The sequence below is a fragment of the Gilliamella sp. App4-10 genome (assembly GCF_001690495.1).
Classification (GTDB): domain Bacteria; phylum Pseudomonadota; class Gammaproteobacteria; order Enterobacterales; family Orbaceae; genus Gilliamella; species Gilliamella apicola_G.
The window spans coordinates 14,016-30,022 of record NZ_LZGS01000034.1; the positions used below are offsets into that span (position 1 = coordinate 14,016).

13 protein-coding genes and 1 tRNA gene are annotated in these 16,007 nt (G+C 37.6%); 1 reads left to right on the forward strand and 13 read right to left on the reverse strand.

Annotated features, from left to right (window positions below; genetic code table 11):
* Positions 1–110: 110 nt before the first annotated feature.
* The 4 genes from dnaB to A9G23_RS04745 form a co-directional block, all read right to left on the reverse strand.
* Positions 111–1,535: a replicative DNA helicase gene (gene dnaB / locus A9G23_RS04730; RefSeq protein WP_065586522.1), complete on the reverse strand. Its 1,425-nt coding sequence runs from the start codon at positions 1,533–1,535 to the stop codon at positions 111–113.
* Between the two features lie 48 nt (positions 1,536–1,583).
* Complete coding sequence (gene truA / locus A9G23_RS04735; protein WP_065586523.1) at positions 1,584–2,375, reverse strand: tRNA pseudouridine(38-40) synthase TruA; 792 nt, start codon at positions 2,373–2,375, stop codon at positions 1,584–1,586.
* Positions 2,362–3,381: an aspartate-semialdehyde dehydrogenase gene (locus A9G23_RS04740; protein WP_065586524.1), complete on the reverse strand. Its 1,020-nt coding sequence runs from the start codon at positions 3,379–3,381 to the stop codon at positions 2,362–2,364. Before A9G23_RS04740 ends, truA begins: the two co-directional genes overlap by 14 nt.
* Before the next feature lie 322 nt (positions 3,382–3,703).
* On the reverse strand, positions 3,704–4,714 hold the full coding sequence (locus A9G23_RS04745; protein WP_065586525.1) for a hypothetical protein: 1,011 nt from the start codon (positions 4,712–4,714) through the stop codon (positions 3,704–3,706).
* Positions 4,715–5,022: 308 nt separating this feature from the next.
* Here A9G23_RS04745 and A9G23_RS04750 point away from each other — a divergent pair, with 308 nt between their 5' ends.
* The gene (locus tag A9G23_RS04750) at positions 5,023–6,069 is read left to right on the forward strand and encodes a LacI family DNA-binding transcriptional regulator (RefSeq protein WP_065586526.1); all 1,047 of its coding nucleotides are present in this window, start codon (positions 5,023–5,025) and stop codon (positions 6,067–6,069) included.
* Positions 6,070–6,148: 79 nt separating this feature from the next.
* Here the strand turns inward: A9G23_RS04750 and truB are convergent, their stop codons facing one another.
* The 9 genes from truB to trpCF all read right to left on the reverse strand — a co-directional run bounded on the left by truB (position 6,149) and on the right by trpCF (position 16,005).
* The gene (gene truB, locus A9G23_RS04755) at positions 6,149–7,051 is read right to left on the reverse strand and encodes a tRNA pseudouridine(55) synthase TruB (RefSeq protein ID WP_065586527.1); all 903 of its coding nucleotides are present in this window, start codon (positions 7,049–7,051) and stop codon (positions 6,149–6,151) included.
* A 66-nt stretch (positions 7,052–7,117) separates the two neighbouring features.
* A complete protein-coding gene (gene rbfA / locus A9G23_RS04760; protein WP_065586528.1) occupies positions 7,118–7,495 on the reverse strand; it encodes a 30S ribosome-binding factor RbfA in 378 nt (125 codons plus the stop codon).
* A gap of 66 nt (positions 7,496–7,561) precedes the next feature.
* Positions 7,562–10,198, reverse strand: a complete 2,637-nt coding sequence (infB, locus tag A9G23_RS04765; protein ID WP_065586529.1) for a translation initiation factor IF-2 — start codon at positions 10,196–10,198, stop codon at positions 7,562–7,564.
* 17 nt (positions 10,199–10,215) lie between these two features.
* Positions 10,216–11,691, reverse strand: a complete 1,476-nt coding sequence (gene nusA, locus A9G23_RS04770) for a transcription termination factor NusA (RefSeq protein ID WP_065586530.1) — start codon at positions 11,689–11,691, stop codon at positions 10,216–10,218.
* Between the two features lie 16 nt (positions 11,692–11,707).
* Positions 11,708–12,169 carry a ribosome maturation factor RimP gene (gene rimP, locus A9G23_RS04775; protein ID WP_065586531.1) on the reverse strand — a complete coding sequence of 154 codons (462 nt, stop codon included), beginning with the start codon at positions 12,167–12,169 and terminating at the stop codon, positions 11,708–11,710.
* Positions 12,170–12,360: 191 nt separating this feature from the next.
* Positions 12,361–12,437: transfer RNA gene (locus A9G23_RS04780), tRNA-Met, on the reverse strand.
* Positions 12,438–12,600: 163 nt separating this feature from the next.
* Positions 12,601–13,407, reverse strand: coding sequence for a tryptophan synthase subunit alpha (gene trpA, locus A9G23_RS04785; protein ID WP_065586532.1), 807 nt, complete (start codon positions 13,405–13,407; stop codon positions 12,601–12,603).
* Entirely contained in the window at positions 13,404–14,597 is a 1,194-nt protein-coding gene (gene trpB / locus A9G23_RS04790) for a tryptophan synthase subunit beta (protein ID WP_065586533.1), read from the reverse strand. The genes trpA and trpB overlap by 4 nt, the downstream gene beginning before the upstream one ends.
* A gap of 25 nt (positions 14,598–14,622) precedes the next feature.
* Entirely contained in the window at positions 14,623–16,005 is a 1,383-nt protein-coding gene (gene trpCF, locus A9G23_RS04795) for a bifunctional indole-3-glycerol-phosphate synthase TrpC/phosphoribosylanthranilate isomerase TrpF (RefSeq protein ID WP_065586534.1), read from the reverse strand.
* Positions 16,006–16,007: the final 2 nt, after the last annotated feature.

Here is a 16,007-nt window from a genome sequence, read left to right on the forward strand (position 1 = left end):
ACTACCATTAGAACCGCTTTTAAAACTGCTTTTTAATAGCGATAAAAAAACAGCGTAAATAGAGTTGTAAACCTATTTACGCTGTTATTGATGCTTATTACGTTTAATTTTTACTCATCATCTAGGTATTTACTGTTATCTGCATAATTATCAAAACGTGAAAACTGACCTTGGAATTTTAATCGTACTTTACCAATTGGACCGTTTCGTTGTTTTCCTAAAATGATTTCGGCAATACCTTTATGTTCAGACGCTTCGTTATACACCTCGTCACGATAGATAAACATAATCACATCGGCATCTTGTTCAATAGATCCCGATTCACGTAAGTCTGAGTTAACCGGTCTTTTATCAGCACGTTGCTCTAAGCTACGGTTAAGCTGTGATAGTGCAACGACAGGAATTTGTAACTCTTTTGCCAAAGCTTTTAGTGAGCGCGATATTTCGGCAATTTCTAGGGTACGATTTTCAGAGATATTCGGCACGCGCATAAGTTGTAAGTAATCGACCATAATCATACTTAACCCTTTATGCTCACGATAAATACGTCTGGCTCTTGAACGTAACTCCATTGGCGTTAAGCCAGATGAGTCATCAATATAGATATTTTTCTTTTCCAGCAATAAGCCCATAGTGCTTGAAATTCTTGCCCAATCATCATCTTGTAGTTGCCCTGTCCGAATTCGGGTTTGATCAACACGCGAAAGTGACGCTAACATACGCATCATAATTTGTTCTGATGGCATTTCTAAGCTGAATATTAATACAGGCTTTTCTTGCTCTAGGGCAGCATTTTCACACAAATTCATGGCAAACGTGGTTTTACCCATTGATGGCCTTGCCGCTATAATAATTAAATCGGAACGTTGCAAACCAGCCGTCTTTTTATCTAAATCAATGTAACCAGTTGAAACCCCTGTCACACCATCATGCGGGCGTTGGAACAATTCTTCAATTTTAGCAACCGTTGCTTCTAACACTTCGGTTATACTTTTTGGACCCTCGCCTTGTTTAGTCCGGCTTTCAGCAATTTGGAAGATTTTACTTTCCGCCAAGTCTAAAATTTCGGTACTATCGCGCCCTTCGGTAGCATAACAGTTATCAGCAATATCATTTGATGCACTGATTAATTCACGCAAAATCGCTTGTTGGCGAATAATATCGCTATAAGCAACAACATTAATCGCACTTGGGGTGTTTTTAGAAAGCTCCGCCAAATAAGCAAAACCACCTACATCGGCTAATAGGTCTTTACTTTCAAGACTTTCTGAAAGGGTAATTAAATCTATTGGTGTCCCTTTGCTGACCAAGGTATGCATTTCAGAAAAAATCAATTGATGATGACGCGAGTAAAAATCCCGCTCAGTGATCATTTCAGATACCGCATCCCAACGTTGATTATCAAGCATCAAGCTACCCAGCACCGCTTGTTCAGCTTCGATCGAGTGCGGTGGAAGCTTAATATTGTGCAGATTTGATTTTTTCGTATCTTGATTTTTATAATCTCTGTTTGTGCTTGTTCGATCAGTATTCATGACATTCATCTTTTGTTCTAAATTGAATTTATTGCTAAGCTACGTTGCTTATTTTAAAAATAATGGACCTAAACTCGGATCGGGTATTTGGTATTCGGATGGATAATCCACCTGAACTAAATATAATCCTTCCGGTTTTGCTGTTGCGGCGGCTTGCGTTCTGTCCTTAGCTTGCAGAAGTTCATAAATCCACTCTGGACGCTGATTACCCGCACCAACTTCAAGTAAACTCCCCACAATATTGCGTACCATATGGTGCACAAATGCATTAGCTTTAATATCAACAATAATATATGTACCTTGCCTTGTCACTTCAATGTGATGAATATTGCGCCAAGGCGTTCTTGATTGGCATTGAGCTGCTCGAAATGATGAAAAGTCGTTTTCACCTAATAAATACTGCGCAGCTTGGTGCATTAATATTTCGTTTAATGGCAAATAATAATGTGACACCCCTTTAGCTAAAATAGCTGGACGATAGCGATGATTATAGATCACATAACGGTAACGTCGAGCTGTCGCACTAAACCTTGCATGAAAACTATCCTCAACTATTTGCGACCAGCGCACTGCAATATTATCCGGTAAATGCGAATTAACCCCCATTGTCCAAGCACTCGGTGAGCGCTCAGCTTGGGTTTCAAAATGCACAACTTGTCCTGTCGCATGCACGCCAGCATCGGTTCGACCCGCACAAAATACGTTGATTGGCTCATTAGCAATAATGGATAACGCAGATTCTAGCCTTTCTTGGATAGAATCGACAGACTGCTGGCGTTGCCAGCCAAAATAACCACTGCCATCATATTCAATACCAAGGGCAATTTTATATATAGTCATTAATGAGGATCTCAAGCGTCTCAATTAACATCAACGCCCCTAAATAACGAATATTATCGGCTACTGACCAAAATTGAATTTGTTCATAATGACCATAACTGTGTCTTAGATTTGCCAACTTTATAACCAAATTGTGTTCTGATTCGGTACTAACTTCGGTCACTGGCGTTGGCAAATTATCGCCTTGCACTTCAACACCAAATTCACCAAAGCGTGCCATATTTAATTCAATTGGCAAACTACTTGATACATTAATAGCTTGTGACACGCCATAAAACACGGGCACAATCACTGACTCAATAGAAACAGGAAGTTCATAATTACTCAATACTTTACGGATTTGATCAACTTGGGATTTTTCTCCAAGTATTACATTGTGATGTTCGTGTGATACCGGTAATAAATTAAAAGCTAATTGCTTATCAAATAGTTGATTATCAACCGGCATACCATTTAACAAGCGGGCACTTTGCCCTGCCAGTTCATTCACGCCAGATTTGCCATACAATGATGCTGGGATAAAACTAGTCGCATGTAAATTTGTTAATAATTCCATATCAGTTAACGAAGCAACACAACGCAACAACTGACACACTGTGGCACTAGCAACGGCGATAATGTTTTCATTACGGTATTCGGTCAATACACTATTATTAACTTTAGGTACCACTAATGGAATATGATCTTGCTGAGCAAAATAACCACTTGCATCAATCACTACACACCCCGATTCTGCTGCGACTTGCGCATACTTTTCACTGGTTTTAGCATCAGCAACAAAAAAAGCAAAGTGGCACTCGCTCCAGTCCATTTGTGTACTGTCAATCACTGTTAAATTTTTGCCAGCAAAGCGAACAATTTCGCCAGCACTATTATCGCTACCCACGAGATAGAGATTTTCAATTTTCAGACTACTGTCTTGTAAACTACGTTGCTGTAGCAACTCAACTAGCGCAGAGCCAACTTGGCCTGTCGCCCCCACAATAGCAATATTCCATGCAGACATATTTATAAACCCAATAAAAAATTTAGCGGTAATTATATCACTTTATTGTCAAAGATAGCGGAAAAAGATACATGACGATAGCATTAGATGAATAGTTTTTATTTGACTGAAAGTATGAACATTAAAAGGATAAGCCATCATCAAGAAGGCATTGTTGATACTGAGCTTTTAATAATACTCGGAAATGAACTAAGCAGTTTACATTTTCATAGGTTATTTGACTATTCAAACAAATAAGATGATTTTTTAGTCTTCACCAATAACAAATTATCTTTTACTAATAAAATTTATACTCACTTATTATAATGATTGCCAAATAATACTAATTAGCTAACTCATCTTCCACATGTTTGATTGCCTGCCGATGTTGATCAATTAAGCAAGTCAAAACTTTGTCTAAATAAGGTTCAATATTACTTTCATAAATCGGCGCTGGTGTAATTAAACACGCTGTATTTATATTTTGTTCCAATGCCAGCAATGAATCTTGCTGTTGTTTTTTATTATCAAGCTGCTTTACTTTTCCTTTTAGCTGATCTTGATAGTAATGATAAACTCTAGAAGCGAGACTATAATCGGAAGAGTCATCCTTAGATGATTGATCAAAAAGTACAATTGACTCTTCTAATGTTAAACCATACTCAACAGCACCTTCGTGAAATTTAGTATTAAATTGGTTAGGATAGATAATTTGATAAGTTGCTTCTGGCATATTGATTTGCATCTCTTTAAGCCCAAATTTCATATTACTTGTGTCAATATTGTAATGCTTCCATAATGTAGGAAACGTCCCAGACTCATCCTCAATCGGTTCTGATTTTATTGACAATAATGTGTAAATATCCCCACTTGGTGCAATATAATAATGCTGATAGCCATTCCAAAGAGTAGGATTATTAGAAAAAGAGTGATTTGCTAAAAAAAGCTTATCAATTACCTGATTTTTACGGATTAAAGATAACGTAATCTCTCGCCCTGAATGAGGTAAATCTTCCTCGTTTTTATTCTTAGAATTAATTGGGCTAATGCTCAATTTTAGTTGAAAATCATTACCATTATAGACAATAGGATCATCATCGATTAATTTATCTAACTGTTTAAAATCAAATTTCAAATTATTGAGTGGGCAACGGCTAGCATATTTTAGTTTTTCTTTTTTATCGAGTTGATGATATTCATCTTCGTTTCTAGCGCAATCTTGTTGCAATTGATGCATATCAACACTCATAAAAAATGATTCACCACGATATTTAGGGTTGATATCAAGTAATTGCCCCCAGGCACAATAACTAAACATAAATAAAATTGCAACCAATAAAAATTTCAGTTTCATATCAAATTCCTTTTATCCCTCTTATTTTAGTATGGCTTGATGCTATCTTTTTTGTTAATAGAATAAGGCATTAAACTTTACCTAAATTTTTAATAATTATTCTTTTATTCAAATATATTTTTTGCACTATATAACATAGTTATATTACTTATGTCATATTTTTGATAAAGCATATCCATTTTAGTTTCTTTAAATATCTGTAATGAATATTTTGGAACACAGATCGACAAAACAAAATTCAATCTCTTACAAATTAACCTAATATCGGTAAAGTAATAAGTCACTTTAATTCACTTTTATTCGTGATTATGACAAAAATTACCCTATCAACGATTGCCAAAAAAGCTAATATTTCTATTGCTTCAGTTTCTCGAGTATTAAAAAAACCACATTTGACATCGCCTCAAACTCAGTTACGTGTTTATCAAGCGATTGAAGCGTTAAATATGGACACATCAAAAAACTTCACTCCTTATCAACCAACACATAACAGTAAGAAAATATTAATTATTGATAATCAACTGTTTTCAAAAAGCTTAATCAATATTGGTTTAGAACAAGTTTTAAAAGAAGAACAGTATCAACTGTTTTATCTGCAGTTCCCTTATAATAAAAAAAGTGATATTCACCATATTATTCGTTATGTTGCTCAAAACGCTTTTGATGGGATTATCATTATTAATGATGCTCCCTACTTAAAAACACTAATTTCTTATAAAAATACATTACCACCAATTGTATTAGTTAATCACTTTTCACTTGATTTTGTTTGTGTTCACTTTGACCATTTATTCATTGGGTATCAACTAACACAATATTTGATTGATAATTATCATACTCAAATTGCTATTTTGCTCAATGATGACAAAGCGATGAATTCAGTACTTTTATTACAAGGTTATAAGCAAGCTTTGTTACGGGCAAATATTCGTATCGAACCTCGATATATTATTCAAGGCTGTTTTACTTATCAACATGCTACGTCAGCTATTAAAAAATTAATAAACGGCACAAAATTACCCACTGCGGTGATTTGCGCCGATAATTTTAGCTTAAATTATTTAGATGAAAATCATTATAAAAAGCAATACAATCAATCACCTGATAGCATGGTTTTGGGAGCATTGCATCAAGCTAATGAAAGTAAACCTAAACTGACTAAACCGCTTACTATTTCGTATTTTAGCGCATCAAAAGAACTTAAACACAATGAATTAGATAGATTATGCCGGATTAATAAACCATTGTTTAACATGGGGCAAATGTCAGCAACTATACTGTGTGATATTATTAAAGGCACATCAAAATCTATTAAGCACTGTACATTTATTAAAACTGAGCCGATATTTTATTAATTAGCTAAATTTAACTTATTGTTAGCTTTTTAATTGCTATTAAAATTAAATTTAGCATTTAACAAAAATACCTAATTAATTACGAGGTTGATATTAAGCGTTTTGGTAATAACTTGTTATTTTGCATCACACCAGCACCAATAAATTGCTGACCTTGATAAATTCGCACCAAGGTTTCAGCATGTGTGGAATTTTCAAGTTCAATGGTTCGGCCTAACAATATATCTTTACCTTGTGCATTAGTCAGCGTGATTTTTGGGCGATCTTGTAACGGGCTATCAACAGGCATTAACAGTTCATCTTTTTCAGACCTATTTTGTAATGAATCTAAGGTAACCATTTTATCAATTGGATAATTAGATACTTGTAATCGTCTTAAATAAATTACATGCGCTCCACAATCCAGTAATTCACCTAAATCATCAATGATAGTGCGAATATAGGTGCCTTTAGAGCAGTGTATTTCTAGCGTTAATTCGTTTTTTATGGCATCAAATTGGATAAATTGATTTTCGTAAACGGTAATAGGTCTAGCTTCACGTTCAATGACAATACCTTGGCGAGCATATTCGTAAAGTGGTTTACCTTGATATTTTAAAGCCGAAAACATGGTTGGCACCTGTAAAATATTACCTCGAAAATGCGTTAAAGCTTGGTTAATTTGCGATTCGTTCACTTTCACAGTTTTGGTACAAATAATTTGACCATCAGCATCAGAGGTATCTGTTCGTTCACCAAGTTTGGCGATCACTCGATAACGTTTGTCTGAATCCAATAAATACTGTGAAAATTTGGTCGCTTCACCAAAACAGATAGGCAGCATACCTGTTGCTAATGGATCAAGTGCCCCTGTGTGCCCGGCTTTTTTAGCATTAAATAGCCATTTCACTTTTTGCAGCGCATCATTGGATGTCATGCCTTGTGGTTTGTCTAGTAACAAAACGCCGTGAAGATCACGGCGAGTTCTTTTTATATTCATCATTTATTTTATACTGAAACGCATAGCTACCTGAAACTTTTTGACAAACTTCAGGGCTATTTTTTAATATTAATCTTTATGACGTTCGTTATCATGCTTGATAACATCTGCCACCAAACTTGACATTTGCATACCTTTAACGAGTGACTCATCGTAAAAGAATTTGATCTCAGGAATGATTCGCAAACGCATCGCTTTGCCAATTAACGTGCGAATATAACCTTTAGCGTCATTAAGTACCGCTAAACCTTGTTCAATCACTTGAGGATCATCATCATTTAAAAAAGTGACAAACACTTTAGCATAGGCAAGATCGCGCGAGATATCAACACCCGAAACAGTGACCATGCCAAGACGAGGATCTTTGATTTCTCGTTGTAAGATAATTGCAATTTCTTTTTGTAATTCATGCCCAACTCGAGATGAACGATTAAATGCTTTTGCCATATCTATTTCCCTTAAAAAATGAATAAGCAAGGCTAAAACCTTGCTTATAACATTAATACGTTGTAATTAGATCGTACGTTTGATTTCGATAGTTTCAAAGACTTCAATCGTATCGCCAACACGAACATCGTTGTAGTTACGCACACCAATACCACATTCGGTTCCGTTACGCACTTCGTTAACATCATCTTTAAAGCGACGTAATGATTCGAGTTCACCTTCATAGATAACCACGTTATCACGTAGAACACGAATTGGGTTGTGACGTTTAACCACACCTTCGGTTACCATACAACCAGCAATTGCACCAAATTTAGGTGATTTAAATACATCACGCACTTCAGCAAGACCAATAATTTCTTGTTTGTATTCTGGTGCAAGCATACCGCTCATGGCTTGTTTAACTTCGTCAATCAGATCATAAATTACTGAATAGTAACGAAGATCTAAGTTTTCTGATTCAATTACTTTACGCGCTGACGCATCGGCACGAACATTAAAGCCTAAAATAATCGCATTTGATGCTGCAGCCAGTGATGCATCGGTTTCAGTGATACCACCCACACCTGAACCGATAATTTTAACTTTAACTTCATCAGTTGATAGTTTAAGTAATGAATCAGAGATCGCTTCAGTAGAACCTTGAACATCTGCTTTTAATACAATATTAAGCTCAGAAACATCGCCTTCTGTCATATTGGTAAACATGTTTTCAAGTTTCGCTTTTTGTTGACGTGCTAGTTTCACATCACGGAATTTACCTTGTCGATAAAGGGCAACTTCACGTGCTTTCTTTTCATCACGCACAACGGTGGCTTCGTCACCTGCTGATGGCACGCCAGACAAGCCAAGGATCTCAACCGGTATTGATGGACCCGCTTCAGTCACTTCTTTACCTAATTCATTACGCATTGCTCGAATTCGTCCGTATTCAAATCCACAAAGAACGATATCGCCTTTACGTAAAGTTCCTGATTGAACTAGTACCGTTGCAACAGAACCACGGCCTTTATCAAGGAATGATTCAATCACAACACCACTTGCCATACCTGTTTCGTATGCAGTTAATTCAAGTACTTCAGCTTGTAATAAGATCGCTTCAAGAAGTTGATCAACGCCTGTTCCTGCTTTTGCTGAAACATGCACAAACTGAGTATCACCGCCCCAGTCTTCTGACATTACGCCATATTGCGCAAGTTCACCTTTTACGCGCTCAGGATCTGCTTCGGGTTTATCAATTTTGTTTACTGCAACCACCATTGGCACATTTGCCGCTTTAGCATGTTGAATCGCTTCAATGGTTTGTGGCATCACGCCATCATCCGCTGCAACAACAAGTACTACAATATCCGTTGCTTTAGCACCACGTGCACGCATAGAAGTAAATGCTGCATGACCAGGGGTATCTAAGAAAGTAATTTCTCCATTTGGAGTCTTCACATGATAAGCACCGATATGTTGTGTAATTCCACCCGCTTCACCAGAAGCCACTTTTGCTTTACGAATATAGTCAAGTAATGAGGTTTTACCATGGTCAACGTGTCCCATAATAGTGACTACAGGTGCACGAGAAACTTTTTCAGCACCAGTATCACGATCGCTCATAAGAGATTCTTCAAGCTCATTTTCACGGCGAAGTACAACTTTATGTCCCATCTCTTCAGCAACTAATTGTGCTGTTTCTTGATCGATAACCTGATTAATGGTTGCCATTGCGCCCATTTTCATCATAGTTTTAATCACTTCAGAGCCTTTTACCGCCATTTTATTAGCCAGTTCGGCAACGGTGATTGTTTCACCAATAACAACATCACGGTTAACCGCTTGAGCAGGTTTTGTAAAGCTTTGTTGTAAAGTACTTTTACCCTTCTTTTTATGACCACTACGCGTCACTGCGCGCGCTTCTTCACGTTCTGCTTTACCTTCAGATAATTTACTACTTTTTTTCTGCTTGGTTTGTTTGGCATTACGGCCTCGCCCTCGAGCACTTTCAACTTCACGATCGGTATCGTCTTCTGCTGCTCTTGCGTATTTAGAGGTTGTCACATGATAATCTTCATCTTCTGTATGATCGCTATCATCAACTTCATTATATTGTTCCGCTAACTTACGCGCTTCTTCAGCCATACGCTTAGCATCTTCTTCTAATTTGCGGCGACTTTCTTCTTCAGCTTTACGTTTAATTTCATTCGCCTCAGCCTCTAAACGTGCTTTTTCTTCTTGCGCTTTTTTCACTTTTGGATCGATTGATTGTTCTTGAGCTGCTTTCTCTTTTTCCTCTTGAGCGCGTTTTTTTGCCTCTTGTGCGGCTTTCTTTTCTTGTTCTTCAGCTTCTTTACGTGCTTTTAATTCGGCTTCTTGCTTAGCTTTTTGTTCAGCTTCTAGGCGTGCTTTTTCTTGTTCTGCAGCAATGTCAGCAGGAACACGTTTAACAAAAGTTCGCTTTTTACGGACTTCCACTTTAATTTCTTTGCTTTTACCACCACCGCTCGACACATTCAAGGTTGAGTGCTTTTTACGTTGCAACGTTAACTTTGTTGGGCCTTGCTGAGGATTCAAGTGAGCAAGCAAAACTTCTTTTTCCTTTTGTGTAACAGTATCAGATGCAGATTTCTTTATACCTGCATCAGCAAACTGTTGCAAAAGTGTTTGCACTGGAGTATTTATCTCTTGAGCCAGTGTTTCTATTGATACTTTGGTCATGTATTACTTTCCCTCAATTATTCATCTGCAAACCAACAAATATTACGTGCAGCCATAATAAAATCGCCAGCTTGTTCGCTTGTTATTCCTTCAATATCGGCTAGATCATCGGTACCTTGTTCAGCTAAATCTTCCAAAGTAATGATGTCATGTTGTACTAATTGATAGGCTAACTCTTGTGTCATACCTGGCAGTTCAAGTAAATCTTGAGCAGGTTGTTTATCGCCACTATTTGCTAGTGCAATTGTTGTTAATGCATCTTTTGCTCGATTTCTTAATGTTTCAACGAGTTCTTCATCAAGCTCTTCGATTTCAAGCAATTCGTCAACTGGCACATAGGCAAGTTCCTCAAGTGAGGTAAATCCTTCTTCAACTAATAGGTGTGCAAGTCCTTCGTCAATATCAAGATGTTTAATTAAATTATTGATTGCAGCAAAAGATTCTGCATGGTGTTTTTCTTGCAAATCTTCAGTGCTCATCACATTTAATGTCCAACCAGTAAGCTGAGAAGCTAAACGGATATTTTGACCATTTCGACCAATAGCTTGTGGTAAGGTTTCGGCATTGACTGCAACATCCATAGTATGTTTATCTTCATCAACAACGATGGAAACGACATCGGCTGGTGCCATAGCATTAATTACATATTGTGCAGGGTTATCATCCCATAAAACAATATCAATACGTTCACCACCAAATTCATTCGATACAGCTTGTACACGCGCACCTCGCATACCAACACATGCACCAACAGGATCAATACGACGGTCATTACTGCTAACTGCAATTTTAGCACGCGACCCCGGATCGCGAGCCACACCTTTGATGTCGATCATCTCTTCGCCAATTTCGGGCACTTCAATACGGAACAACTCTTCCATCATTTCAGGATTTGAACGGCTGATACAAAGTTGTGCTGGTTTATTATTTTGTTCTACAAGATATAAAATACCACGGACGCGGTCGCCAATGCGGAAGTTTTCACGCGGCAGCATATCATGGCGTGACATCATTGCATCAGCATTGTTGCCTAAGTCAAGAATTACGCTATCGCGATTAGTTTTTTTGACAATACCTGTCACAATATCACCAATACGATTTCTAAACATGTCAATCACCATTGCACGTTCAGCTTCGCGCACTTTTTGCACAATTACTTGTTTTGCCGTTTGCGTAGTAATACGGTCAAAAGCAACAGATTCAATTTGTTCTTCAATATAATCGCCAAGTTGTACTGATGAGTCTTCGTATTGTGCTGCATCTATTGTTATTTCTTTCGTTGGTTGAGAAACTTCGTTAACAACATGCCAACGGCGGAATGTGTCATAATCACCAGTTTTGTGGTCAATTTTTACTACAACATCAATATCAACAGCATGTTTCTTTTTAGTGGCCGTTGCTAATGCGGTTTCTAACGCTTCGAAAATTTTATCGCGCGTAAGCGCTTTTTCGTTTGATACCGCTTCAACAACAGCTAAAATTTCTTTATTCATCCTTTATATCCGCACTCTATTTAAGGTTAAAATTAGGTACAATGTTTGCTTTTTGAATATTGCTAAAAGCAAACACTTCATCATTATCATCTACAGTTAATGTAATCATTTCACTATCGATAGACTTAATCCGTCCTTTCCATTTGCGGCGGTTGGCAACAGGAATACGTAGACTCACTGTGACTTCTTCACCAACAAAGCGCTGATAATGTTCAAGCGTAAACAAAGGTCTATCCATACCCGGCGATGAAACTTCAAGATTGTAAGCATCTTTGATAGGGTCTTCAACATCAAGCACCGTGCTAATTTGTCGACTAACATCAGCACAATCATCAACAGTTATACCATTTTCACTATCAATATAAACTCGTAACACAGGATAACGGCCACGAATATATTCAACGCCAACTAACTCAAAACCTAGTGCATTCACTGGCTCTTGAATGATATCGGTCAATTGCTGTTCTATATTAGCCAAACAAACCTCCACTGCAGAAAATAAAAAAGGGCATATAGCCCAACATTTCTTTTAAACTTACGCTTAAATAACAACACGAAAAAAAACCTCGACATGCGAGGCTTACATTTAAAAACTAACTATAATGAAGCCACTTCATTCGAACTTTCAAACAATAACAGGATAGATTGATTTATGAATGAAAATTTAAGTGGTTGCGGGGGCTGGATTTGAACCAACGACCTTCGGGTTATGAGCCCGACGAGCTACCAAGCTGCTCCACCCCGCGATAGATGGATGAGAATTATACGGCATTTTCAATAAAATGCAACTGCAAATCAAGTTAATTTTAAAGCGTATACCAATTAAATTAAGCATAACTAATTAACTAATATTGGCACAATAATTCGTTTTTCAAGTCGATTATTGCGCCCATTACTTTTTGCCATCAATTACTTGCTAGTTGCCTTTTTCATTATTTGGACAAAATTGGCTAATTGGTTAATCATTTGCTCAGGATTATCAAGGTTTTTCTCAATAATTTTAACCGTTGCTGATCCGCTAATCGCTCCAGCCGCACCTGATTTAATCGCTTCGCTAACTTGAGTTGGCTCGGAAATACCAAATCCTTGTAGAGCCGGAGGCGCACCAAACTCAATTAATTTTTTTAACAAATGCGTAAGTGGTTTATTAGCGCGATTTTCAGCACCAGTAACACCTGCACGTGAGACCAAATAGGTATAACCTTTACCATGCTTAGCAATATTTCTAATGACTTCATCATCAGCATTAGGTGGACAAATAAAAATTGGCGCTATATTGTATTTTTCTGCTGCTCCTGTAAATTCTTTTGCATATTCAACAGGTAAATCGGCAATCAATACCGAATCAACTCCCGCTTTGGCGCACTTAGCATAAAAATTGTCGATACCTTTTTTGAAAACTAAATTAGCATAAATAAGTAATCCTATTGGGATATTAGCATATTGCGCTCTCACATTAGTTAGAATCTCAAAACACTTTTCAACGGTTATTCCACCTTTGAATGCACGAATATTGGCATTTTGGATGGTTGGACCATCGGCCATCGGGTCTGAAAATGGAATGCCTAACTCTAACGCATCGGCGCCCGACTCAATCAAAGTTTGGATGATTTTAAACGACTGTTCTGGTGTTGGATCGCCAACCGGTACAAAAGGAACAAAAGCGCCGCGTTTTTCGGCTGTTAATGTGGCAAACAGTTCTTGATAACGGTTCATTCGATTTCTCCTTTTGCTTTTAAAATATCATAAACAGTGAAGATATCTTTATCGCCACGACCCGATAGATTAACGATTAATAACTGTTCTTTATTGGGATTTTCTTTAATCATTTTCATGGCATAGGCTAATGCATGTGATGATTCTAGCGCAGGGATAATGCCCTCATGCCGCGATAAGGCCTTAAAGGCATCAAGCGCTTCATCATCAGTAATTGACACATAATTAGCGCGACCAATACTATCTAAATACGCATGCTGTGGCCCAACCGATGGGAAGTCAAGTCCTGCTGATATCGAATATGATTCTTCAATTTGCCCTTCATCTGTTTGCATCATTGGCGATTTCATACCAAAATAAATCCCCAATTTACCATGTTTAAGCGAAGCGCCATGTTCACCGGATTCGATACCATGACCACCGGGCTCAACACCTATTAATCTGACCGATTTATCGTCAATGAAATTAGCAAACATACCAATAGCATTTGAACCACCGCCAACACAAGCAATCACCGCATCTGGCAAGCGCCCTTCTTTTGCAAGAATTTGCTGTTTTGCCTCACGGCTGATCATTTGCTGAAATTCACGCACAATGGTTGGAAAAGGGTGCGGACCCGCAGCCGTACCAAGCATATAATGGGCTTTTTCATAACTTCCAGACCAATCGCGCAATGCTTCGTTACAGGCATCTTTTAAGGTTGCAGATCCTGTTTCAACTGGGATTACCGTTGCCCCCATGAGTCGCATTCTAAACACATTCGGTGCTTGGCGTTTAACATCTTTCGCACCCATATAAATTCGGCATTTTAAACCCAGTAATGCACACGCTAAAGCTGATGCTACTCCATGTTGCCCTGCACCTGTTTCAGCAATAATTTCGGTTTTCCCCATTCTTTTTGCAAGTAAGGCTTGTCCTAAAACTTGGTTCGTTTTATGTGCACCGCCATGTACCAAATCTTCCCGTTTTAAATAAAGCTTGGTTTTCGTGCCAGCGGTGAGATTTTTGCATAAAGTTAATGCGGTTGGTCTGCCTGCATAGTTAACTAATAAATCGTTAAATTCTTTTTGAAAGTTAGGATCGTTGATAGCCGAAATAAAGGCGTCCTCGAGTTGCTCAAGTACCGGCATTAATATTTGGGGAACATATTGCCCACCAAATTCGCCAAAGTAAGGATTTAATTTAGACATTACCATTCCTTTTTTAAATTAAAAATTAAATTTGTTCAAATGCAGCTTGGATTTTTTGTTTATCTTTAATGCCTGGTGAAACTTCAACCCCTGAATTAAGATCAACCCCCACCACACCCATCGCTAAAGCTGCCTTTATATTCTGTGGATTAATACCACCAGCTAAAATGACATTATTTAAATTGTGATCAACAAGCATTGTCCAATCAAAACATTCGCCCGTGCCACCAGCCCCATTATCAAATAGGTAACGTGAAACTAATGGGTTATCATGTTTGGGAATGATGCCTCCAATACTTAATGCTTTCCAAATTTGGCAAGTTTTAGGTAATCCTTGTCGCAATGTTTCGATATAGTTTTCATCTTCATCACCATGCAGTTGGACGGCATATAAAGATAACTGTTTTGCTATTTGGCATACGGTTTCAATGTCTTCATTTCGAAAAACACCAACCCAATTCAGCGGTGCTGAGGCAATCACTGAGCGTGCTTTAATTGGCTGAATATAACGTACTGAATTTGTCACAAAAATCAAACCACCATAGACAGCACCGGCTTGATAAGCATTGATTGCATCTTCAGTACGTGTTAAACCACAAACTTTATTTTCACCTAACATTACTTTACGAATTGCCAACGTCAAATTGGGTTCTGACATTAACGCACTACCAATTAAAAATCCGTTAGCATAATGACTGAGATCTTTAACCTGATTGTGAGTATAAATACCTGACTCACTAATAATAATGCGATCGGCAGGAATTGACTTAGATAAGGCTTTTACTCGATTTAGATCAACCGTCAGATCCCTTAAGTTACGATTATTAATACCGATTACTTTTGCACCCAATTGGATGGCTCTTTCAACTTCGCTTTCAGTACTAGCTTCTGTCAATATGCCCATATTGAGCTGATGAGCAATGTTGCTTAGATGACGATATTCATCATCCGTCAAAATAGATAGCATTAATAGTACTGCGTCTGCTTGATAATAACGCGCTAAATAGATCTGATACTCATCGATAATAAAATCCTTACAAAGTACCGGTTGCGACACTTCATTGCGAACAATTGGCAAAAATTCAAAATGACCTTGAAAATATTTTTCGTCAGTCAGCACCGAAATAGCCGAAGCATAATCTTTATAAACCTTAGCAATACTAGCGGGATTAAAGTCATCACGAATTAATCCTTTTGACGGTGATGCTTTTTTACACTCTAAAATAAAGACAGTTTCGGGTTGATTTAGCGCTTGATAAAAATTGCGATCACTGGGTGTTATTACTGATTTGAACATTGCAAGTGGCTTTGCTGCCTGCTGCTCAGTTAACCAAATTTGTTTATCTTCAATGATCTTTTTTAATACTGTTGCCATTTCAACATTTTTTGCTAAGGCTGCAATTGCCATGT